We start from the raw sequence: 21,291 nt of genomic DNA, 5'->3' as shown, positions 1-21,291 counted from the left end.
ACCTCCTCCTTACCGCTGCAGCCGCATTTCAAGGTACTTGCTGGTAAATCCCAGCCGCTCGTACAGCTTGCGGGCCGGATTGTGCGGCTCCACGTGCAGGGCCACACTGCCCTGCACATTCGTCAGCGCCGTTTCCATCAGCTGCTTTCCCAGTCCGCGCCCGCGCGCCGCTTCATGAACGGCGATGTACACCAGGATGTTCTCCGGAATGAAGCCGCCCATGCCGGTGCGGTTGGTGACCACCGCACCCAGCAGTTCTCCGTTTTCCTCGGCGTAGGTCACGCTGCCGCCGCGTTCGTGGGCGTAGGCCAGACAGGCCTGGATATCCCCCAGGGCGTCGCCGTACTCGTCCAGATGCATGAACAGAAACTCGGCCACACGGCGCTCGGTCGCGGCGTCCAGGATGTGCTGGCCCGGCGCCTCGGCGCCCAGCGTGTAATTCTCGATGTGCAGGGTCTGGGTCGTCATGCTCCCCTCCTTATGGTGTGGGACCACAGTATGGGTTCGCTGTGTTCCCCGTGTTGGCAGTCCGTGCCGGCACTGCAGCCGGCGCAACGGGAGCCAGCTTAACGCAGGGGCAGCCGGCCGTTTGGGAGACGGGCACGGGCTTAAGGCTTCACCAATCCGGCGCGGCGGGTACCCCTTTCATACGGCCGCCGGGACGCCCGGTGCATATCCATACAGACCGCTCCCACCCGCCTCACCCCCGGGCGTGACATACTCCCTCTCTGGAATGCCCAAGCGTACTGACCTGAACACGATCCTAATTCTCGGCAGCGGCCCCATCCAGATCGGGCAGGCCGCCGAGTTCGACTATTCCGGGACGCAGGCGCTCAAAGCCCTGAAAAATGAGGGGTACCGCGTGGTGCTGGTCAACAGCAACCCGGCCACGATCATGACCGATCCCGATCTGGCCGACGCGACCTACCTGGAACCGCTGACGCCCGAGTTCGTGGAGCGGGTGATCATCAGGGAGAAGCCCGACGCCCTGCTGCCCACCCTGGGCGGCCAGACCGCGCTGAACCTCGCGATGCAGCTGCACGAACGCGGCACGCTGGCCAAATACGGCGTGGAACTGATCGGCGCGGGCGTGGAAGCCATCAACAAGGGCGAGGACCGCGAACTGTTCCAGGCCGCCATGAAGAAGATCGGCGTGGAAACGGCGCGCGGCAAGATGGTTCACAGCATGGAAGAGGCCACGGAGTACCAGAAGGAACTCGGCCTGCCGGTCGTGATCCGGCCCTCCTTCACGCTGGGCGGCACCGGCGGCGGCATCGCGCACACCTACGAGGAGTTCCTGCAGATCACCGAGGGCGGCCTGCGCGACAGCCCGGTGACCTCGGTGCTGCTGGAAGAGAGCATCCTGGGCTGGAAGGAATACGAACTGGAGGTGATGCGTGACACCGCCGACACAGTGATCATCATCACCAGCATCGAGAACTTTGACCCGATGGGCGTGCACACCGGCGACTCCATCACGGTGGCCCCGGCGCAGACCCTCAGCGACGTGGAATACCAGCGCCTGCGCGACATGTCACTGGCGATCATCCGCGAAATTGGCGTGGCGACCGGCGGCAGCAACATCCAGTTCTCGGTCAACCCGGTGGACGGGCGCGTGATCGTGATCGAGATGAACCCGCGCGTGTCGCGCTCCTCCGCGCTGGCGAGCAAGGCCACCGGTTTCCCGATTGCCAAGATCGCCGCGCTGCTCGCGGTGGGGTACACCCTCGACGAGCTGCCCAACGACATCACCCGCGTGACGCCCGCCGCCTTCGAACCGAGCATCGACTACGTGGTGACCAAGATTCCGCGCTTTGCCTTCGAGAAGTTCCCGGGCAGCTCGGATCATCTGGGGACCCAGATGCGCAGCGTGGGCGAGGTCATGGCGATTGGCCGCACCTTCAAGGAGTCGCTGCAAAAGGCGCTGCGCAGCGTGGAAAGCGACGTGCGCGGGGTCTTCGCCGCCATGTCGCCGGACGAACTGCGCGCCCTGCTGTACCCCAACCCGCGCCGTCTGGAAGCGGTCATTGAGCTGCTGCGGCGCGGCGAGACCGTGGAACAGCTGTTCGACGCCACCAAGATTGACCCGTGGTTCCTGGGCCAGCTGCGCGAGATCGTGGCGGCCGAGAGCGAGATTCTGGAACTGGGGCCGATCCGGGAATGGAAATACGAGTACTGGCGCGAGGTCAAGCGCCTGGGCTTCAGTGACGCCCGCATCGGCGAGATCGTGGGCCTGAGCGAGCTGGAGGTCCGCGCCCTGCGCAAGGAGGCCAAGGCGCTTCCCGTCTACAAGACGGTGGACACCTGCGCCGCCGAGTTCGAGGCGCACACGCCGTACCACTACTCCACCTACGAGTGGGAAGACGAGGTCACCCCCACCGACAAGCCCAAGGTGGTCATCCTGGGCAGCGGCCCCAACCGCATCGGGCAGGGCGTGGAGTTCGACTACGCCACCGTTCACGCGGTCTGGGCGCTGCAGGACGCGGGCTACGAGACGATCATGATCAACTCCAACCCCGAGACGGTCAGCACCGACTACGACACGGCAGACCGCCTGTACTTCGAGCCGCTGACCTTCGAGGACGTGATGAACATCGTCGATCACGAGAAGCCGGTGGGCGTGATCGTGCAGCTGGGCGGTCAGACCCCGCTGAAACTGGCGCGGCGGCTGGAGGCGGCGGGCGCCCCGATCATCGGGACGAGTCCCGACGCCATCGACGAGGCCGAGGACCGCGCGTCCTTCAACGCGCTGTGCGAACGCCTGGGCCTGCCGCAGCCGCGCGGACTGGTGGCGAAGACGCCGAACGAGGCGCAGGCCCTGGCCGAACAGCTGGGCTTTCCGCTGATGGCCCGGCCCAGCTACGTGCTGGGGGGCCGCGCGATGCGGACGGTGCGCAGCATGACCGAGCTGACCACCTATCTGGACGAGGTGTACGCCGCCGTGGAGGGCCAGCCGAGCATTCTGCTGGACCAGTTCCTGGAAGGAGCGCTGGAGCTGGACGTGGACACCCTGTGCGACGGCGAGCGCGCCGTGGTGGCCGGGATCATGGAGCATGTGGAAGCCGCCGGGGTTCACAGCGGTGACAGCGCGTGCGTGCTGCCCCCGGTGAACCTGAGCGCCGAGCTGCTGGCCCGCGTGAAGGCCGACACCGAGCGGCTGGCGCTGGAACTGGGCGTGCGCGGCCTGATGAACGTACAGTGGGCGGTCAAGGACGACGTGGCGTACATCCTGGAGGCCAACCCGCGTGCCAGCCGCACCGTTCCCTTCGTGAGCAAGGCCGTGAACCATCCCCTCGCCAAGAGTGCCGCCCGCATCGCCGTGGGCCACACGCTGGAACAGATCGGGCTGCTGGAGACCCCGGTGCCGGCCATGTTCTCGGTGAAGGAAGTGCACCTGCCCTTCCTGAAATTCGCGGGCGTGCTGCCGGTGCTGGGGCCGGAGATGAAAAGCACCGGCGAGAGCATGGGCATCGACGCGGACCCGTACCTGGCGTTCTACCGGGCGCAGCTGGGGGCCAAGAACTACCTGCCCCTGAGCGGTACCGTCCTGCTGCTCGGCGACGGCTTGGACGACGTGGCCGCCACGCTGGAGGGCGCGGGCCTGAACGTGATTCGGACGCAGGACGGCGACAGGCTGCCCGACTTGCTGATCGACGTAACAGGGAGCCGCCTGCTGAGAACGGCGCTGGAACGGGGCGTGCCCATCGTGAGCACGCGCGAGGCCGCCGAATGGACGGCGCGGGCGATTGCCGGGGCCGTGGAGGCGGGCGAGCTGGGAGTCCGCAGCCTGCAGGAGTGGGTTTCGTAAAGGCGGGGCGCAGACGGGACCGGGCGTATCCAGCACCGGTCCCTTCCCGGCGCTCTGCGGCGGCGGAAAGCCTCCGTCCTGCCCTATCCCCCTGTTCCCCGGATGTCCCCACTCATCCGGGGAACTATCTGTAGCGTTCCGCCAGCAGTTGCAGGTGCGCCCGCTCGTGGCCCAGCATGCCGTGGGCCAGCGCCCGCACGCTGATGGAATGGCCGCTGGCGACGCCGCTGCGGGCCCAGGCCTGCGGCGACAGGGACCGCAGCACGGCCATATTGCTGCGCCGCGCCGCCTCGAATCCATCGAGCAGGTCCGCCAGCGTCTGATCCTCGAAGGGGCTGTGGCGCATCCAGTCGTTCTGCTCGAAGCCGGGCAGCGGGGCCGGGTCGGCGCGGGCAAACCACAGGGCGCGGAAGCCGAACACCCGCTCGGTGTCGGCCATATGGCCCACCGTCTGTTTCACGCTCCACTTGCCGGGCGCATACCGGTGCTCGGGCCGGTCTGAGAAACCCAGAATCTGCGCGCGGGTCAGCGGGGCCTGCGTCTCCATGGCCGCCAGCACATCGTCCTCGGGCGCAAGGTCCACGTAGCGGGCATAGAAGGGCTGGTATTCGCCGGGCAACGGGCGGGTCATGGAACCCACTGTAAAGGCCGGGGGCGGCAGACCGCGCTGGCCTGTCGCCCCCACTGTCCCCTCCGCTCACGACAGCGGGGGGACGCGTCTGTTCCGGATTACGCCTGGGCGCCCCACGCGCCCAGCGCCTCGGTGACCTGGACATACGGCAGGCCGAAGGCGTCCGCCACGCCCTGGTAGGTCAGCTGACCGCGGTGGGTGTTGACACCGAGTTGCAGCGCCGCGTGGCCGCGCAGCACGTCCAGACCGTGATCGGCGAGCATCAGCACGTAGGGAAAGGTCGCGTTCGTCAGGGCGAAGGTGCTCGTGCGCGGCACCGCGCCGGGCATGTTCGCCACGCCGTAGTGAACCACGCCCGCGACCTCGTAGGTGGGGTCGGTGTGGGTGGTGGCGTGGATGGTTTCCACGCAGCCGCCCTGGTCCACGGCCACGTCCACGATCACGCTGCCCTCCTGCATCAGGTCCAGCATGTCGCGGGTGACGAGGTGCGGGGCCTTGGCTCCCGGAATCAGCACGCCGCCGATCAGCAGGTCGGCTTCGGGCAGCAGCGCGCGCAGGTTGGCCTCGCTGCTCATCATGGTGGTCAGGCGGCCAAAGTAGATGTCGTCCAGGTAGGTCAGGCGGCGGTGGCTGACGTCCAGAATGGTCACCTTCGCGCCCAGGCCCATCGCCATCTTGGCCGCGTTGGTTCCCACCACGCCGCCGCCCAGGATCACCACATGGCCCGCCTGCACGCCGGGCACCCCACCGAGCAGCACGCCGCGTCCACCCACCGGCTTCTGCAGGTGGTACGCCCCGGCCTGCACGCTCAGGCGGCCGGCGACCTCGCTCATGGGAGTGAGCAGCGGCAGGCTGCGGTCCTCGGCCTGCACGGTCTCGTAGGCCACCCCGGTGGTGCCCGCCTCCAGCAGCGCGTCGGTCAGGGGACGGTCGGCGGCGAGGTGCAGGTACGTGAACAGCAGCAGATCGTCGCGCAGGTAGCCGTACTCGCTGGCCACCGGCTCCTTGACCTTGACCACCATCTCGGCGGCCCAGGCGTCGTCGGCGCTGCCGAGCTGCGCGCCCGCATCCACGTATTCCTGATCGCGGATGCCGCTGCCCACGCCCGCGCCCTCCTGCACGGTGACGCGGTGGCCGCGCCGCACGAGGGTGGCAACCCCGCCGGGGGTGAGGGCCACACGGTTTTCCTTGACCTTGATCTCTTTGGGCAGTCCGATATGCATGGGATTCTCCTGGGCCGCACAGGTGCGTGACACAGCGAAGCTGGCGGCGGGGTGGGGGCTGGGTTGCGTGACGGTGAAGCAGCGCATCCTAACAAGTCGGGGGCCTTTCTGGATTGCCGCAGACGTCCTCCCACGGAACATCCGGGCAACAGAATTGCGCCGATGTGTCAGAATGGGCACCAGTATGTCCCAGAGTACGCTTGACGCCATTGACCGCCAGATTCTGGGCATCCTGCAGCGCGACGCCCGTCTGCCCAACACCGAACTTGCCGACGAGATCGGCCTGACCCCAGCTCCCACCCTGCGCCGCGTGCGGCGGCTGGAGGAAGAGGGCATCATTCAGCGCTACGTGGCCCTGCTCGACCCCAAGAAGGTGGGGCGTGAACTGCTGGTGCTCGTGCGGGTCACGCTGGACAAGCAGACCAAACAGGGCTTCGAGGACTTCGCCACCAAGATGCAGGGCCGCCCCGAGGTGCTGGAATGCTTTCTGTGCCTGGGCGACATCGATTACCTGCTCAAGGTCAGCGTGCCGGACCTCGACGCCTACCAGCATTTTCTGGTGAATACCCTGGCCGCCATTCCCGGCGTGCGCAACACCGCGAGCACCATCGTGGTCAAGCAGGAGAAATACACGACCAGTCTGCCGTTGGAGTGAGGGCGCGCAGCCGGGGTCCAAAGGACCCTCTCATGCGGCGGATGAAATACTGACGCGCATGAAGTTACAGATTGGCCTTTTTGCTGCGCTGCTCGCCTCGGGGCTGGCCGCGTGCGCTCCCGCCGCCCGGGCACAGCCCAAGACGGCGGCCACCCCAACGCCGGCAACCCCGGCCCCGGTGACCCCGACTCCACTCCCGCCTTCCTCAGCGCCGAAGCCCGCCGAGTCCGGCTTCACGCCCCTCAAGCCGCTGAGCGATACGCCGGTGCGCAGCTTCCAGAAAGCCGAGCAGATCATTGACCCGGCCCGAAGCTACCGCGCCGTGCTCAGGACCGAGAAGGGCGACGTGACGGTGGACCTGAATGCCAGGGCGGCCCCGGCGGCGGTCAACAACTTCGTGTTTCTGGCCCTCAACCACTTCTATGACGGCACGCGCTTTCACCGGGTTATTGACGGGTTCATGGCGCAGGGGGGCGACCCCCTGAGTGCCGATCCGGCCCGCAAGGCGGCGTGGGGCACCGGCGGCCCCGGCTACAGCTTCACGGCAGAGGCGAAAAACGGTCTGCGCTTCGACCGGGCCGGCGTGCTGGGCATGGCGCGGGCAGCCAGCCTGGATTCGCAGGGCAGCCAGTTTTTCATCACGGTGGCCCCGGCCGACTTCCTGAGCGGGCAGTACACCGTGTTCGGGCAGGTGGCCGCCGGGCAGGACGTGCTTGACCGGCTGACCCGCAACGATGAGGGCCGTGGCCCCGTGGCCGGCAGGAATGCCGACCTGCTGCGCAGCGTGGACATTCTGGTGAAGTAAAGAGAAACAAAGGCCTGTGGGGTGGCCCCCTGCCCCACAGCGCCCACTACACTGCGGACATGCGTCTGCGCCGTGTTCTGCCCCTGCTTGCCCTCGCAAGCGCCGCCCTGTACCTGCGGAACGTGTACCGCTTCCGCGACCCCGTGCGCGTGCCCCCGGCCGGAGCCGCCGTGCTGAGTCCGGCCGACGGCGTGGTGAGCTTTGTGCGCCGCATCGAGAACGGGCAGGTGGAGATCGAGGCGCTGAACACCCAGGTGGCGGCCCGCGACCTGCTGGGCACCGGGCCGGGTGCAGACGCCGCCCAGGACGACGGCTGGCTGGTGGGCATCTTTGTCGGGCCGCTGGACGTGCATTACACCTATCAGCCGGTGGACGGCGAGGTGGCGCAGGTGCAGCACCGCGGCAGCCGCAGCAATGTGGCGCTGCTTGGCCCGGCCCAGGCGCTGACGCTGCTCGCCGGCCGGCCCGCCGACGTGCTGGGCACACGCGGCCTGCTGGAAAACGAACGTCTGAGCATGGTGACCGACAGCGCCCTGGGGTCGGTCGGCGTGACGCTGGTGGCGCCGGGGGCCGGGCTGCAGGCGACCTCCTACCTGCGGCAGGGAGACGGGGGACGCGCCGGACACAAATCCGCGTTTCTGGCCGAGGGCGGCGTGGTTCTGCTGCACCTGCCCGCCGCGCTGACGCCCCAGGTGAGTGTGGGCGAGCGCGTGCTCGGCGCGCAGACGGTGGTGGCGCGGAGCTGAGACCACCGCGCCTCTTTCGCAGTTTTTAACCGGCCACGCCGCACAACTTTTGGCGGGCTGGACGCCCCTTGCGGTTACGGTAAGCTGCCCCCCCGGCCCCTATGCTGAGGGCCGGGAGGGAGAACAGCAACGTGCCGCAAGAACACGCCACAGAACGCCGCAGCCCAGAGCGCCATCCGCCGGAGCGCTCCACCCCCGACCGGGTGGCCGAGCGGCTGGTCGCCGACCGCAAGGTGCGTGCGGTGGCCCAGGCCGGCAGCTACGGCACCGAATTTGCGTGGGCGGGCAGCCAGCCCACCTTCGTCACCTTTCAGCGTGACCTGAGCGCGCCGCAGTCCGAGACGCGCTCAGGCGTGACGGTGGAGCGCTTTCCCTTCGAGCACCTCGATGCGTGGCGCGACTGGGATGTGGCGCGCGCCCAGGCCCCACTGGCGCTGCTCGCCACCAGCCGCGTTACGTACGACCCCACCGGGGGATACGGCCGTATCCAGCGCACCCTGTGGAACCTCAGCGCCGCGCAGCGGGCCGCGCACCGTGCCGACCTGCTGAATCAGGCCTCGGCGGGTCTGGAGGAGGCCCGGCGCGCCCACACCGGGCCGGGCCACGGCGTGCAGGAACAGCTGCTCGCCCTGGCAGATGCCCGTGACCTGGCCCTGACCCTGCTGTACCCGGCCCTGCTGACCTGGCTGCACCTGTGGCCCGAATTTGAGATCCGGCTGCCGCACGCGTGGCGGGCCTCGGCGGGCCTGCGGTTTCCCAAGGCGATCTACCGCCTGGAACATCTGTACGGCTTCGGCGGACAGGAGGAAGCCCGGCGGGTGCTGCTCGCCACACGCGGTCTGGGCATGCTGGAGCAGGAGCGCCGGGCCCGCGCCGCCTTCAGCGCCGGCTACTACGACGGCGCGGTGCGCTACCTGCGCGACGAGACTGCCCGCACCCACCGCGCGGACCTGCAGCGCTGGACCAGCCTGTCCAGCGCCCGCCGCGAGAAGCTGGGCACCCTGCTGGGCGTCACCCGCGCTCCCCTGGGCCCCGCCGCCCTGAGCTTGACTGCAGAGTTGCTGGAGGCGGTGCGGCAGGGGGAATAACCGGGAAGGGGCGCTGTTTCCGGGCACATGGGGGTCCCGGACACCCCCCAAAAGAGAAGGCCGCAGCGACAATGCTGCGACCTCGTTTCACCCGACTGGGCTTACTGGTTGACCTTCTTGCCGTCCTTGTCCTTGCTGTCCTGGGTCCCGGACGACTTGCCCGCGTCCAGGGTTCTGGAGCCGGTGTCCTGACCGCCGCTGCGGACCGAGATGCTGCGCTTCTGGGCCGCCTCGCTGCGCGGCACGCGCAGGGTCAGGGTGCCGTGGTCAAAGTTGGCCTCCACCTTGCCCAGATCGTACTTGGGAGGCACGCTGAAGGTCCGGATCAGGGTGCCGTAGGCCCGCTCCACGCGGTGGGCGGTGCGGCCCTCGGAGCGGTCATATTTGCGCTCGGCCTGCACCGTCAGGGTCTGGCTCTCGGCCTCGATCTGGATGTCCTGTGGCTGTACGCCGGGCAGGTCCAGCGTCAGCTCCAGCCCCGACTCGTCCTCGTGGACGTCCACCGGGGGCGACAGGCGGGCCGTGCCGTTGCCCTGGCCGAAGGCCCGGTCCATGCGCTGGGTCAGCTCTTCAATGTCACGAAAAGGATCAAATCGCATCATGGGGAAACCTCCTGTGGGTGAGGGCGTACCCTTCGGCACTCGCCTGACGCCCATCTGCCAGAAAGAATAAAATCTGAGTGCTTTGCTGTCAAGTTTAGTGCGTCTTAAAACTGTGACTGTGGCAGGGCCGTGTACTCCTGCCCGGCTCTGGTACACTCCGGGGCGGCAGAAAGCTGCCCGCAACTGTTCACCCTCTCTCGGCAGTCCCGTGAGGCTGCGCCCGCCCCGTGAGGCAGGAGAAGGAGCCCTGTATGACCGAAACCGAACCAAGCCGTCAGCACGCGCTGAGCGGCGTTTTTTTCTGTGCAGGGGCCCCGGTATGAGCGGTCCCAAGGCCACCATCCTCACCAACGACGAGACCCGGCGCGCCCTGACCCGCATCGCCCACGAGATCATCGAGCGCAACAAGGGGGCCGAGCAACTGGCCCTGATCGGCATTCATACGCGCGGCATTCCGCTGGCGCTGCGGCTGGCGGCCAAGCTGGCCGAGCTCGAAGGCGTGGACGTTCCCACCGGACGGCTGGACATCACGCTGTACCGCGACGACCTGACCGAGGTGGCGCACCAGCCGATCATCCGCGACACGCAGGTGCCGTTTGACATCTCGCAGCGCCGGGTGATTCTGGTGGACGACGTGCTGTACACCGGCCGCACCGTGCGGGCCGCGCTGGACGCCCTGATTGACCTGGGCCGCCCCGCCGGTATTCAGCTGGCCGTGCTCGTGGACCGGGGTCACCGCGAGCTGCCCATCCGCGCCGACTACGTGGGCAAGAACCTGCCCACCGCACGGGGCGAACTCGTCAAGGTGCGCCTGCACGAAACCGACGGCGTGGACAGCGTGGAACTGTGGGACCTGGAGGACGTGAAATGAGCACTGTCTCCGCCCCCACCCGTCCCCGGCACCTGCTCGACTTTCAGGACTGGTCGCCCGAGCGCCTGACGGCCCTGCTGGACAACGCCGACACCATGCTGCAGGTGCTTGACCGTCCGGTGAAGAAGGTACCTGCGCTGCAGGGACTGACCGTCTGCACGGCATTCTTCGAGAATTCCACCCGCACCCGCACCTCCTTTGAGCTGGCCGCCCGCCGCATGAGCGCCGACGTACTGACCTTCGCCGCCGGCAGCAGCAGCGTGAGCAAGGGCGAGTCCCTGCGCGACACCGTGGAGGTCCTGACCGCCTACAAGGTCGACGCCTACATCGTGCGCCACCACGCGGCCGGGGCCGCGCATCTGGTCGCGCGCTACAGCGGAAAACCCGTCATCAATGCCGGCGACGGCCGCCGCGCCCACCCCACCCAGGCGCTGCTCGATGCCTACACCGTGCGCCAGGAGTACGGCAGCCTGGAAGGCAAGAAGGTCGCCATCATCGGAGACATCCGTCACTCCCGGGTGGCGCGCAGCAATGCGGAGTTGCTGCCCAAACTGGGGGCCGAGGTGGTGCTGTGCGGCCCCGCGACCCTGCTGCCCGCCGACCTGGCCGCGCTGCCCGGCGTGACGCTGACCAGCGATCCCCGGGCGGCGGTGCGCGGCGCACACGCGGTCATGGCCCTGCGCCTGCAGAAGGAACGCATGGGCGGGGGGTTCCTGGCCAGCCTCCCGGAATACGCCGATACGTATCAGGTCAACGAGGCCCTGATGCAGCACGCCGAGAGCGGCGCCATCGTGCTGCACCCCGGCCCCATGAACCGCGATCTGGAAATCAGCAGTGAGGCCGCCGACGGCCCGCGCAGCCGGATTCTGCGGCAGGTCGAGAACGGACAGGCCGTCCGCATGAGCGTGCTGTACCACCTGCTGGTGGGGCGGGCATAGGTGAAGCTGGCCGTGGTTCTGGGCAGCGCCCTGCTGCTGTGCGGCTGTCAGCCGGCGCTGTCGGGCAGGCCGCTTGCTGTGGCACACCCCGAGGCCCGGCCCTTGACCACCGCTTCTCCGAACCACGGCGGGGTGAGCGCCGCCCGCGCCTACCTGGCCGACCTGCGGGCGTCGCTGCTGATCGCCCACCTCAAGGACCGTGAGACCACCACCGACGCCGACTGCGACAGTCCCCGGTTTGAGAACCACGCGCCGCCCGAGCAGCCCCGTGTGGAGGCGTGCCGGCTGTCCATCCAGTCCAGTTCCGAGTACCGCATCGAGGCCCGTTTCAGCGGCGGCCTGACCCTGATTGCTGATCCGGACGGCATCCGGCCCGCCGACGCTGAACCCCTGCAACTGCTGAACTGAGGGCGGACCGGTGCACGCCGCCGCCCCCTTTCCTTCAACGAGGACATCCATGACCCTGACCATCACCAACATCAAACGCCCCGGTTCCGACCGGACCGAATCCGTCACCTTTGAGCATGGACTTATCAAGGGGTGGAACCTGCCGCAGGAGGGCGAGGTCCTGGACGGCCACGGCGGCACCCTGGCCCCCGCCTTCACCGAACTGCACGCCCACCTGCGCGAGCCGGGACAGACCGAGAAGGAGGACCTGGCCTCGGGCCTCGCGGCGGCGGCGGCGGGCGGTTACGGCACGGTGGTGTGCATGCCGAACACCGCGCCCGTGATCGACGAGCCGGCCACCGTGCGCGCCCTGAGAGAGAAGGCCGACGGACTGGGCTTCGCGCGCCTGCGTCCGGCGGCGGCGCTGACCCGGGGACAGCACGGCGAGGCGCTGGCCGAGCTGAGCTACCTGAAAGACGCCGGGGCCGCCATGTTCACCGACGACGGGCGCACCAACGAGAACGCGCGGGTGCTGCGTCTGGGACTGGAATATGCCGGAAGCCTGGGCATGGTGGTCAGTGTGCACGCCGAGGACGCCTCGCTGCGCGCCGACGGCGTGATGAACGAGGGGCCCGTGTCCGAGGCCCTGGGGCTGCCCGGCAACCCTGCGGCGGCGGAAGCGGCGCGCGTGGCCCGCGACCTGGAGATTCTGGCCGGGCTGCAGGCCCAGGGATCGGCGGCCCGGCTGCACATCCAGCACCTGTCCACCGCCCGCGCGCTGGACCTCGTGCGCGGAGCCAAGGCCCGAGGCCTGAACGTGACCTGCGAGGTCTGCCCCCACCACCTCACGCTGACCGATGAAGCGCTGCGCGGCTTCGACGCCGTCTACAAGGTGGCTCCTCCCCTGCGCACCCAGGCCGACGCCGACGCGCTGCTGCAGGGCCTGAAGGACGGCACGGTGGACTGCCTCGCCACCGACCACGCCCCCCACACCCGCGCCGAGAAGGAGCGGAACCTGCTGGACGCTCCCAGCGGCATCGCGTACATCGAGCTGGCGTTTCCGCTGATGTACACCCGCTTCGGAGCCGAGCTGGGGCTGGAGAAGCTGCTGGACCTGATGACGGCCGCCCCCGCCCGCGTGATGGGCTGGCCTGCACCGTCGCTGGACGCTGGAGCACCCGCCGACGTGGTGGTTCTGGATCTGGACACCGAGCGTGAGGCCAACCCCGCCGAATTCAAATCCAAGGCCAGGTTCACGCCCTGGGCCGGCGAAACGCTGCGCGGCTGGCCCGTGCTCACGCTGGTCGGCGGGCAGGTGGCCTACCAGCGCGGCTGAAGGTCGGCCGGCAGGGGCCAGAGGCGGGGACAGGAACTTCCTTCCCCGCCTTTGCTGTTTGTTCTGCGGGTTGTTCTGTGCGCCGCTCTTCCCCGGAGGTGCCGCGCCACACGACCGCTGGGGGCGGTCCCGGCTCTGCGCTGTCCGCGCCCGGCCCGGCAGGCCCGGAGGCACCGGAGTCCGGGGACGGACGCCGCACGCCTGCAAAACCTTGGAGGACAGGATTTCCTGACATTGCGCAGAGAAGGGTGAGTTAAAATCAGATTATCTCGCCTTAATTTGCACAACGTCACACTTTTTATTGACATACTGCAGATTTTGAGCCTAAATGGAGCCAGCCCTGCGGCCCTGTGCCTGCCTCCGCTGTTTCCGCAGGGCGCATCCTTTTTCTGGAGACCTCCATGACCGAACCCGCAGTCCAGGCCTCAGGCTTTACCGCCCGGGCAGGCCGTCGCCCCAGCCCACTCACCCTGTCCGCCGTTGCCCGTCCTGCCACAGGTGTTCTGGGCGGCCTGCACGTCCTGAGTCTGGAATCCCGCCGCGCCGGGGAGATGGCGGCGCTGATCGGGCGCTGGGGCGGCGTCCCCGTCCTGGCCCCCAGCATGCGCGAACAGAAACTCGATCTGACCCGTTCCCTCGACGACTTCGAACGCTCGCTGGCGACCGGGGACCTGCACACCCTCGTGTGCATGACCGGCGTGGGCACCCGCGTGTTCCTGCGTGCGCTGGCCGCCCGCGACCCCCGGCATCTGGACACGCTGCGGGGGATGCCGCTCGTGACCTGCGGTTCCCAGGCACAGCAGGCCGCGCAGGAACTGGGCCTGAGCGGAACCCACCTGGCCCAGCCGCTCGGCTGGCACGACGTGCAGGCCCACCTGCTCGGCAGCCTGCAGCGCGGGCAACACGCCGCCGTGCTGGAATACGGCGAGGCCATGCCCGCCCCGCTGGTCCGCGAGCTGAGCTTTGCGGGCCTGCGGCTGAGCGGGGTTCCGGTGTACCGCTGCGCCTTCCCGCACGACGCCGGCCCCCTGGACGCGGCGGTGCGCCACTGCGTGCTCGGCGGTCCCGAGGTGCTGCTGCTCTCCAGCGGCACCCAGGCGCTGCATTTCCTGAAGTACGCCGAACGCCTGGGCCTGCTGGCGCACGCCCGCGACGCCCTGAACCGGCTGGTCACCGTCAGCATCGGGCCGGCGTGCAGCGAGGCCGCCCGCGATCTGGGCCTGCGCATTGACCTGGAGGCCGATCCTCACAAGATGGACCGCCTGGTTCAGCTGGCCGCCGAGGAGGCCCCCGGGCTGCTCCGGCAGCGGCGGCTGTTGAAAACCGGGTAGGCGATCAGGGGCGCGCCCTACAGCAGGCGCCCGTCGTCGCCGGGATCGGGCGTCTGCACCGGCACGCCGCGTGCGTTGAGGGCCTCGCGCAGCATGGGAATGTTCTTCAGGGCGTGGCCGCGGGTCGTGTTCTGAAAAAATATGTACAGCTCGCTCAGGTCATCGTTGACCAGCGCGATCTTCTCGGCCCATTCGTCCATCTCGGCGCGGTTATACAGGTAGTCGTGCCGCTCGGCGGCGCTCTTGCCCTCCCACCAGCTGCCCTCGTTGCGGCCGTGCAGCCGCAGGTAGCCCACGTCACCGGTCACGTGAACCTGAGGTTCGGGCATGCCGCCCACCGGCGGATAATCCGGGCTGACCCAGATCAGGCCGAAATCGCCCATGCCCTCGCGCACCTCGGGCCGGTCCCAGCTGGCGTGGCGCAGTTCCACGGCCAGCTCGTGTCCGGCGAAACGTTCGGCCAGCCCCAGCAGGTAGCGGCGGTTCTCGGCAGTGCGGTGAAACGAGAACGGAAACTGCGCCAGATACGGACCCATCAGGCCCGCGTCGCGCAGCGGCTCCGGACTCTGGAGCATGCGGTCGTAGTCGGCGTCGGTGGGGGCGCGGTCATGGGTAAAGGCCCGGTTGAGCTTGACGGCAAAACGGGTGCGCCCGGCGGATTTGCGCGCCATTCCCTCGAAGGCCTTGAGGCCGGGAATGGCGTAGAAGGAACTGTTCAACTCCACGGCGTCAAAGTGCCGGGCGTAGGTGTCCAGGTAGCCGTCCTTCTTCACGCCCTCGTAGATCAGCCCCGGGGCCGTCCAGTCGTCGTTGCTATAGCCGCCGCAGCCCAGATACACACGCATGCCGCCAGGGTACGTCGTGGGCGGCGCGGCCGAAGCCGGGATAAAGAGCCCGTCAAGCCTGTCTGTACCCGGGGGCAGGTCAGTTGTTCAGGCCGGGATGGCGGTTCAGGTGGGTCCAGAACGCCTGAATGGTCCGCATCGCCTCGCTGAACTGCATGAAATCCAGCGGCTTGATCACGTAGGCGCTCGCGCCGTGCGCGTAGGCGTCGCGGATGTCGCGGTCCTCGCCGCTGGTGGTCAGCACCACCACCGGAATGTTGCGCAGGGCCTCCTCGGCGCGGATGGCATCCAGCACCGCCAGCCCGTCCATCTGCGGCATCTTGAGGTCGAGCAGAATCACGTCCGGCAGCGGTTGCCCGCCCCGCAGCGCCGCCTGCAGCAGCCCGATGGCCGCCTGCCCGCCGCCCGCGATCATCACTTCAGGACGCGAGGACCCGACCCGCTCGCCGGCAATGGCGCTCAGGGCCAGCTCCAGGTCATTCGGATTGTCGTCGACGAGCAGGATGCGGTGAATGCTCACGGCTCTCTCCAGAAGATGGGGGACCACGAAAAAGCTTCAGACCGATCGGCACAGCAAATCTGCTGGGCCGCAGAGACACGTGAGGCAGGACGCGCCGGGGACACCGAGATACGCACAGCTTACCACGGCGCGTGAAAAAGCCCTAAAGAAAAAGTGAACTCTGTGTAGACCCGAAGGGCAGCACCAGGATGGTGGGTGTTCTGACAGCATGTCAGGCACAGAAACCAGAAACAGAGGATTCATGCTGGCTGCACGCCCAGCCCACATCGGTGAGAAAAGCGTCGGCAGCGGGCAAAAGCGCGGCTGCTCGCGTAGACTCGGCAGCATGAACGCTGTGTTGCTGGGCGCCGGGCGGCGCGCCCCCGAACCAACCGCCGGCCCGCTGGACAACCCACGCACGGACCGCGCGGCATGCTGACCAAACGCATCATTCCGTGCCTGGACGTGCAAAACGGCCGGGTGGTCAAGAACGTCCGGTTCTTCGAGGACCACCGCGACGCGGGCGATCCGCTGGTGCTCGCCCAGGCCTACGAGGCGCAGCAGGCCGATGAACTGGTCTTCTACGACATCACCGCCACCCACGAGGGCCGCGGCCTGATGCTGGACGTGGCCGCGCGGGTGGCTGAGCAGGTCATGATGCCGCTGACGGTGGGCGGCGGAGTCAATGCGCTGTCGGACTTCCGGCAGTTGCTGCTCGCCGGGGCCGACAAGATCAGCGTGAACAGCGGCGCCCTGACCCGCCCGGAACTCATCCGCGAGGCGAGCGACCACCACGGCGCACAGTGCGTGATGCTGTCCATCGACGCCAAGCGCCGCGCGGACGGCAGCGGCTGGAACGTGTACCGCGCCGGCGGGCGGGTGGACACCGGGCTGGACCTGCTGGAGTGGGCGGTGCGCGGCCAGGGTCTGGGAGCCGGCGAGATCTGCCTGAACATCATGGACGCCGACGGCACGCGGGCCGGCTTTGACCTGGAAGCCACCCGCGCGGTCGCCCAGGCCGTGGACCTGCCTGTGATCGCCTCGGGCGGAGCGGGCCAGCTCTCGGATTTTCATGACGTGCTGCGCGGCGACGCGCACGGTGGGCAGGCCGACGCCGCGCTGGCCGCCAGCGTCTTTCACTTCGGCGAGCTGACCGTGCCGCAGGTCAAGGCCTATCTGCACGGGCGCGGCGTCGCGGTACGCCCCGAGTGGGAGGACGCATGACCCCCGACCCCGATGCCCTGAAGTTCGGCCCCGACGGCCTGATCCCGGTGGTCACACAGGACGCCCGCACCGGCGCAGTGCTGATGCAGGCGTATGCCGACCGCGCGGCGCTGAAGCGCACGCTCGCCACCCGGGAAGCCACCTACTACAGCCGGTCGCGCGGAGAGCAGTGGGTCAAGGGCGCGACCAGCGGGAACACCCAGCGGGTGGTGGAGGTGCAGCTGGACTGCGACGGCGACAGCGTGCTGTACCGGGTGGAGCAGTCCGGTCCGGCGTGCCATACCGGCGAGTATTCCTGTTTTCACACCCCGCTGCTGACCGCGCAAGACACTGGCCCTGCCGGGCTCGACGGCACGCTGGAGCGGGTGTACGCCACCATCAGCGAGCGCCTCGCCACGCTGCCCGAGAACAGCTACGTGGCCCGCCTGCACGCGGGCGGCCTGGACCGGGTGCTGAAGAAGATCAGCGAGGAAAGCGGCGAGGTCCTGCTCGCCGCCAAGAATGGCGACCGTGCCGAACTCGCGACCGAGGTCGCCGACCTGCTGTTCCACACCCTGTTCGCCATGGCCGAGGTGGGGGTCTCGCCCGGCGAGGTGGCGGCCGTCCTGCAGGCCCGCGAGGGCAAAAGCGGACTGAAGGGTCCTAAAGAAGCGGGCTGAGCAGGTCACCGCCTTCATGAAGGTCCGGGGGCCTGGGGTACAGTGATCCAAACCCGCCTCCACCGCATACGGCTGTTCAGGAGCGCATGTCCACCTGGGGAGACATGCGCTCCGGCCTTGCGGCCCCGGCCCACCTGCACAACCCACCGGGCACAATGGGAGCATGTGTGCCCGGCCCCCCCTCCAGATGCCCAAGAGCAAGTGGCGGGACTGGGCCCGCGGGCAACGGGACGCCCTGCCCGACCTCTCAGAGCAGGTGAGCGCCCACCTGCGCGTCTTTCTGCGGAGCCGGGGGGTGCGGCGGGTGCTTGCCTACCGCGCCCTGTCCGGCGAGATCGATGTCTCGGCGCTGGCCCAGGACTTCGAACTGCTTGCTCCCCGCGCCCGCTTCCGGCCCAGCCCGCGCCTGACGCTGCACCCCTGGGCCAGCGCTACAGAACTCAGCCGGTTTGGGGCCCTGCAACCGCCCGCCGACGCGCGGGAGGTCCCGCTGAGCGGCGTGGACGCCGTGCTGCTGCCGGGGCTGGCCTTCGACCCCCAGGGCCGGCGGCTGGGCTACGGCGGTGGATTCTATGACCGCCTGCTGCCCGGTTACGGCGGGCTGAGCGTGGGCGTGATCCAGGCGGCGCTGGTCGTGCCCCGGCTGCCCGCCGAGGCGCATGACTGCCCGGTGGAGTGGCTGGCCACCGAAACAGGGGTTTCGCGGACGCTCAGCCCTGCACCCTGAGTTCCGGCTCGCCCGGTCCGGCCCGGTCCTGCGCGATGGCGCGCGCCACTTCCTCGGCTGAAATGGCGCCCCGGGGGACCCGGCCCACCTGCGTCCACAGAGCCGTGTCCACGGCGGGCGGCAACACCAGGGTGATGCCTACGCCCCGCGCCTCCAACCGGGCGACTTCGGCGGCGCGGGCCAGCGCGGCCTTGCTCGCGGCGTACTGCGAGAACCCGCGCGCCGTGACGAGTTCGGGCCGCGCCCCCAGCACATAGAGTCGGCCCCCCGGCGCCATGCGGCCCAGTCCGTACTTGAGCACCCACAACGCCCCGAAGTAATTGGCATTCCAGACGGCCCGGACATGCCTCGGGTCGGCATCCTTCAGGGGCTCGGGCAATGCCATGCCCGCGGCGTACACCAGCGTATCGAGGCTGCCCAGACCGTCAAACAGGGCCCGGACGTGGCTTTCATAGCCCAGGTCCGCCACCTTGAAGGCCGCCCCGAGTTCCCCGACCAGGGCCTGCAGTTTGCCCTCGTCGCGTCCACTCAGGGTCAGCGTTCCGTCTCCGCTGGCAGCCAGGGCGCGCGCTGTAGCCGCGCCGATGCCACCGGTCGCTCCCAGAATCAGGGTGTTCATGCGGACAGTAGACGACAGCGGCCCGCCGGCGTCGGTACGGAGGGGTACGGAAGGCGCTCAGGCGAGTGATGGGGAGAGCAGGGATTCGGCCTGCACCCCACGGCCCGCACCCTCCAGCTGCCTCTGATTCATCCAGCCCTGTAACTCGCGCAGGCCGTCGGCACTGAGGTCGCCGTGGGCGCTGTGGCCGCCCGGCCCCACGGTCCAGCCGCGCTTGTTGGCCTCGGCGGGCAGCCCCCGCAGCGTGTAGCGGCCCGCGGGCAGCGCCGGTTGCAACCGCAGGGTCACCCGCTGCGAGAAATGTTCCTGTTCAAAGCGCCGCTCCAGGCGGGCGGCCCGGCCACGGTCCTCGCCGGACACCCCGAAGAACAGCAGAAACGGTCCCACATCCACCCAGGGCAGCAGCCGCCGGCGCCGGACATGAAGGGTGAGCACCTGTGTTTCCCGCACGGCGGTTTCGGGCATGGCTCATTCTGGCGTGCTGTGCCCCGGCGGCTGTCCCCCCAATGACCCGGCCTCCAGTGATCCGGCGCCCAGCGGCCAGTCCTCGACCGGCAGATACACGCCGCCCGGCCCAGATTTGCGCATCACCGTGACCGCCGTGACCACGAAGGACCGGGGCTGCGCGGCCAGATCGGCAAACTCCCGCCGCGCCGCCGCCAGCAACGGCGGCAGTTCCACCCCACGCTGCGCCAGGGCCAGCGAAAGGTGCAGTTGCAGCCCTGGCCCCTCGTACCCAAAGACGCGGGCGGGTCTCAGTGCGTTCAGCAGGGCCAGGTGCAGCCGGACCGCTTCCGCGCTGCGCACCTCCAGATACACGGCGCTGCCGTTGCCGAACAGCCGCGCGCCGCCCACCGAGACGCGCACGGGGGGACGCACCGCGACCACTGCCCGCAGGGGGGCCTGCCAGTCCCGATCCGGGTCCAGACCGCTGCGCGGCTTGACGGTGATATGTGGTACGGCGGCAGCGTCCCTCAGGGCGTGCGCGGCCCGGAACTCCTGAATGCGCGCCGTGAGGTCCGGCGGGGGCAGCAGCGCCAGCAGAGACGAGGGACCCACCCCCGGAGTGTAACCGCCGGCGCGTCCGGTCCCCCCGGACACGCCCCCCCCTGCTCCGCTACAGTTTTCGTGTGACCCAGACTCCTTCTCCCGCGGCGGCACCGTCGTCCGAGCCTCCGCTCAAGCGCACGCCGCTGCACGCCGCCCACCTGCGCGCGGGGGCCCGCATGGTGCCCTTCGGCGGCTGGGACATGCCGGTGCAGTATGCAGGCGTGAAGGCCGAACACGACGCCGTGCGCTCCCGTGCAGGCGTGTTCGATGTCTCGCACATGGGTGAGTTCCGCATCACCGGTCCAGAGGCCCTGTCCTTCCTGCAGAGCGTGACCACCAACGATGTGGGCAAGCTGCGCCCCGGCCGCGCCCATTACAACTGGCTGCCGGGCGAGGCGGGCGGGCTGGTGGATGACATCTACATCTACATGGTCGCCACAGACGAGTACCTGATGGTGGTCAACGCCAGCAACATCGACAAGGACTGGACGCACCTTCAGAAGCACGCGGCCGGTCACGACGTGACGCTGACCAATGAATCCGACCGCTGGGCGCTGCTGGCGGTGCAGGGGCCGAGGGCGGCCGAACTGCTGCAGCCGTTCAGCGATACGGACCTCGCCGCGAAGAAGAAGAACGCCTACTTTGCCGCCCGGCTCTTTGGCTTCGACGTGATGCTGGCCCGCACCGGCTATACCGGCGAGGACGGCTTCGAGGTCTTTGTCGAGGCCAGCGAGGCCGAGACGCTGTGGGACAAGCTGCTCGCCATCGGCATCACGCCCGCCGGCCTGGGTGCCCGCGACACCCTGCGGCTGGAAGCCGGCTTTCCGCTGTACGGCCATGAGTTCAGCGACACCATCCACCCGCTGAGCAGCACCTACAGCTGGGTGGTCAAGGACAAGGAACACCTGGGCCGCGCCCACATCTCTGCCGCGCCGCCGCAGAAGCTGATCGGACTGAAGCTGGAGCGCGTGCCGATGCGCGAGGGCTACCCGGTGTACGCCGGCGACGTGCAGGTCGGTCACGTCACCAGCGGCAGCAGCAGCCCCACGCTGGGCCATCCAATTGCGATGGCGCTCGTTGACGCCGCCCACGCCGGGGCCGATACCTTTGAAGTCGAGGTGCGCGGCAAACGGCACGCGGCGGTGCGGGTGGAGCTCCCCTTCTACCGGGGCGCATAACACCGGCGCACACCACGGCTGCACGTCCCACGTTCCTCGGCCTACAGTCCCCGTCCCCCTTTCACAGGA

23 protein-coding genes are annotated in these 21,291 nt (G+C 68.9%); 14 read left to right on the top strand and 9 right to left on the bottom strand.

What is annotated here, in order from left to right; genetic code table 11:
* Positions 1–9 precede the first annotated feature (9 nt).
* Positions 10–468 carry a GNAT family N-acetyltransferase gene (locus tag IEY21_RS00665; protein ID WP_188900285.1) on the bottom strand — a complete coding sequence of 153 codons (459 nt, stop codon included), beginning with the start codon at positions 466–468 and terminating at the stop codon, positions 10–12.
* 265 nt (positions 469–733) lie between these two features.
* Here IEY21_RS00665 and carB point away from each other — a divergent pair, with 265 nt between their 5' ends.
* Positions 734–3,808, top strand: coding sequence for a carbamoyl-phosphate synthase large subunit (gene carB / locus IEY21_RS00660; RefSeq protein WP_188900283.1), 3,075 nt, complete (start codon positions 734–736; stop codon positions 3,806–3,808).
* Positions 3,809–3,932: 124 nt separating this feature from the next.
* Here carB and IEY21_RS00655 read toward each other — a convergent pair whose 3' ends face one another.
* Both IEY21_RS00655 and ald read right to left on the bottom strand, forming a co-directional pair.
* Complete coding sequence (locus IEY21_RS00655) at positions 3,933–4,439, bottom strand: DinB family protein (RefSeq protein WP_188900282.1); 507 nt, start codon at positions 4,437–4,439, stop codon at positions 3,933–3,935.
* Positions 4,440–4,537: 98 nt separating this feature from the next.
* Positions 4,538–5,662 (bottom strand): alanine dehydrogenase, encoded by a 1,125-nt coding sequence (ald, locus tag IEY21_RS00650; protein WP_188900280.1) that lies wholly within the window; start codon positions 5,660–5,662, stop codon positions 4,538–4,540.
* A 184-nt stretch (positions 5,663–5,846) separates the two neighbouring features.
* Between ald and IEY21_RS00645 the strand changes: the two genes are divergently transcribed.
* The 4 genes from IEY21_RS00645 (at position 5,847) to IEY21_RS00630 (ending at position 8,956) form a co-directional block, all read left to right on the top strand.
* On the top strand, positions 5,847–6,317 hold the full coding sequence (locus tag IEY21_RS00645) for an Lrp/AsnC family transcriptional regulator (protein ID WP_188900278.1): 471 nt from the start codon (positions 5,847–5,849) through the stop codon (positions 6,315–6,317).
* 58 nt (positions 6,318–6,375) lie between these two features.
* A complete protein-coding gene (locus IEY21_RS00640; protein ID WP_188900276.1) occupies positions 6,376–7,122 on the top strand; it encodes a peptidylprolyl isomerase in 747 nt (248 codons plus the stop codon).
* Between the two features lie 59 nt (positions 7,123–7,181).
* Positions 7,182–7,868 carry a phosphatidylserine decarboxylase gene (locus tag IEY21_RS00635; RefSeq protein ID WP_188900274.1) on the top strand — a complete coding sequence of 229 codons (687 nt, stop codon included), beginning with the start codon at positions 7,182–7,184 and terminating at the stop codon, positions 7,866–7,868.
* Positions 7,869–8,071: 203 nt separating this feature from the next.
* Positions 8,072–8,956 carry a hypothetical protein gene (locus IEY21_RS00630; protein WP_188900608.1) on the top strand — a complete coding sequence of 295 codons (885 nt, stop codon included), beginning with the start codon at positions 8,072–8,074 and terminating at the stop codon, positions 8,954–8,956.
* A 101-nt stretch (positions 8,957–9,057) separates the two neighbouring features.
* On the opposite strand, the gene IEY21_RS00625 is transcribed toward IEY21_RS00630, so the two are convergent.
* A complete protein-coding gene (locus IEY21_RS00625) occupies positions 9,058–9,558 on the bottom strand; it encodes an Hsp20/alpha crystallin family protein (protein ID WP_188900272.1) in 501 nt (166 codons plus the stop codon).
* Between the two features lie 319 nt (positions 9,559–9,877).
* On the opposite strand from IEY21_RS00625, the gene pyrR reads away from it, so the two are divergent.
* The 5 genes from pyrR (at position 9,878) to IEY21_RS00600 (ending at position 14,421) form a co-directional block, all read left to right on the top strand.
* A complete protein-coding gene (pyrR, locus tag IEY21_RS00620) occupies positions 9,878–10,429 on the top strand; it encodes a bifunctional pyr operon transcriptional regulator/uracil phosphoribosyltransferase PyrR (RefSeq protein WP_188900270.1) in 552 nt (183 codons plus the stop codon).
* Entirely contained in the window at positions 10,426–11,367 is a 942-nt protein-coding gene (locus IEY21_RS00615; protein WP_188900268.1) for an aspartate carbamoyltransferase catalytic subunit, read from the top strand. The genes pyrR and IEY21_RS00615 overlap by 4 nt, the downstream gene beginning before the upstream one ends.
* Positions 11,368–11,775 (top strand): hypothetical protein, encoded by a 408-nt coding sequence (locus IEY21_RS00610; RefSeq protein WP_188900267.1) that lies wholly within the window; start codon positions 11,368–11,370, stop codon positions 11,773–11,775.
* 49 nt (positions 11,776–11,824) lie between these two features.
* On the top strand, positions 11,825–13,090 hold the full coding sequence (locus IEY21_RS00605; protein ID WP_188900265.1) for a dihydroorotase: 1,266 nt from the start codon (positions 11,825–11,827) through the stop codon (positions 13,088–13,090).
* Between the two features lie 401 nt (positions 13,091–13,491).
* Positions 13,492–14,421 (top strand): uroporphyrinogen-III synthase, encoded by a 930-nt coding sequence (locus IEY21_RS00600; protein ID WP_229752724.1) that lies wholly within the window; start codon positions 13,492–13,494, stop codon positions 14,419–14,421.
* Positions 14,422–14,438: 17 nt separating this feature from the next.
* On the opposite strand, the gene IEY21_RS00595 is transcribed toward IEY21_RS00600, so the two are convergent.
* Complete coding sequence (locus IEY21_RS00595; protein ID WP_188900263.1) at positions 14,439–15,266, bottom strand: DUF72 domain-containing protein; 828 nt, start codon at positions 15,264–15,266, stop codon at positions 14,439–14,441.
* 79 nt (positions 15,267–15,345) lie between these two features.
* Positions 15,346–15,786 carry a response regulator gene (locus tag IEY21_RS00590; RefSeq protein ID WP_188900261.1) on the bottom strand — a complete coding sequence of 147 codons (441 nt, stop codon included), beginning with the start codon at positions 15,784–15,786 and terminating at the stop codon, positions 15,346–15,348.
* A 411-nt stretch (positions 15,787–16,197) separates the two neighbouring features.
* On the opposite strand from IEY21_RS00590, the gene hisF reads away from it, so the two are divergent.
* The 3 genes from hisF (at position 16,198) to IEY21_RS00575 (ending at position 18,375) form a co-directional block, all read left to right on the top strand.
* Entirely contained in the window at positions 16,198–16,989 is a 792-nt protein-coding gene (hisF, locus tag IEY21_RS00585; RefSeq protein ID WP_188900259.1) for an imidazole glycerol phosphate synthase subunit HisF, read from the top strand.
* Positions 16,986–17,648 (top strand): bifunctional phosphoribosyl-AMP cyclohydrolase/phosphoribosyl-ATP diphosphatase HisIE, encoded by a 663-nt coding sequence (hisIE, locus tag IEY21_RS00580; RefSeq protein ID WP_188900257.1) that lies wholly within the window; start codon positions 16,986–16,988, stop codon positions 17,646–17,648. The genes hisF and hisIE overlap by 4 nt, the downstream gene beginning before the upstream one ends.
* A 163-nt stretch (positions 17,649–17,811) precedes the next feature.
* Complete coding sequence (locus IEY21_RS00575) at positions 17,812–18,375, top strand: 5-formyltetrahydrofolate cyclo-ligase (protein WP_188900255.1); 564 nt, start codon at positions 17,812–17,814, stop codon at positions 18,373–18,375.
* On the opposite strand, the gene IEY21_RS00570 is transcribed toward IEY21_RS00575, so the two are convergent.
* From IEY21_RS00570 to IEY21_RS00560, 3 genes are read right to left on the bottom strand one after another with little or no spacing between them, the layout of a single operon-like run.
* Positions 18,359–18,994: an SDR family NAD(P)-dependent oxidoreductase gene (locus IEY21_RS00570; protein WP_188900253.1), complete on the bottom strand. Its 636-nt coding sequence runs from the start codon at positions 18,992–18,994 to the stop codon at positions 18,359–18,361. The two genes, IEY21_RS00575 and IEY21_RS00570, sit on opposite strands and share 17 nt — an antisense overlap.
* Before the next feature lie 57 nt (positions 18,995–19,051).
* Positions 19,052–19,459 carry a hypothetical protein gene (locus IEY21_RS00565; protein WP_188900251.1) on the bottom strand — a complete coding sequence of 136 codons (408 nt, stop codon included), beginning with the start codon at positions 19,457–19,459 and terminating at the stop codon, positions 19,052–19,054.
* A gap of 3 nt (positions 19,460–19,462) precedes the next feature.
* Positions 19,463–20,053 (bottom strand): 2'-5' RNA ligase family protein, encoded by a 591-nt coding sequence (locus tag IEY21_RS00560; RefSeq protein WP_188900249.1) that lies wholly within the window; start codon positions 20,051–20,053, stop codon positions 19,463–19,465.
* A 71-nt stretch (positions 20,054–20,124) separates the two neighbouring features.
* Between IEY21_RS00560 and gcvT the strand changes: the two genes are divergently transcribed.
* Positions 20,125–21,222 (top strand): glycine cleavage system aminomethyltransferase GcvT, encoded by a 1,098-nt coding sequence (gene gcvT / locus IEY21_RS00555; protein ID WP_188900247.1) that lies wholly within the window; start codon positions 20,125–20,127, stop codon positions 21,220–21,222.
* Positions 21,223–21,291: the final 69 nt, after the last annotated feature.

It is taken from the genome of Deinococcus aerophilus (assembly GCF_014647075.1).
Taxonomy (GTDB): domain Bacteria; phylum Deinococcota; class Deinococci; order Deinococcales; family Deinococcaceae; genus Deinococcus; species Deinococcus aerophilus.
The sequence above is the reverse complement of the archived record's forward strand: the minus strand, read 5'-3'. Positions and strand labels throughout refer to the sequence as shown.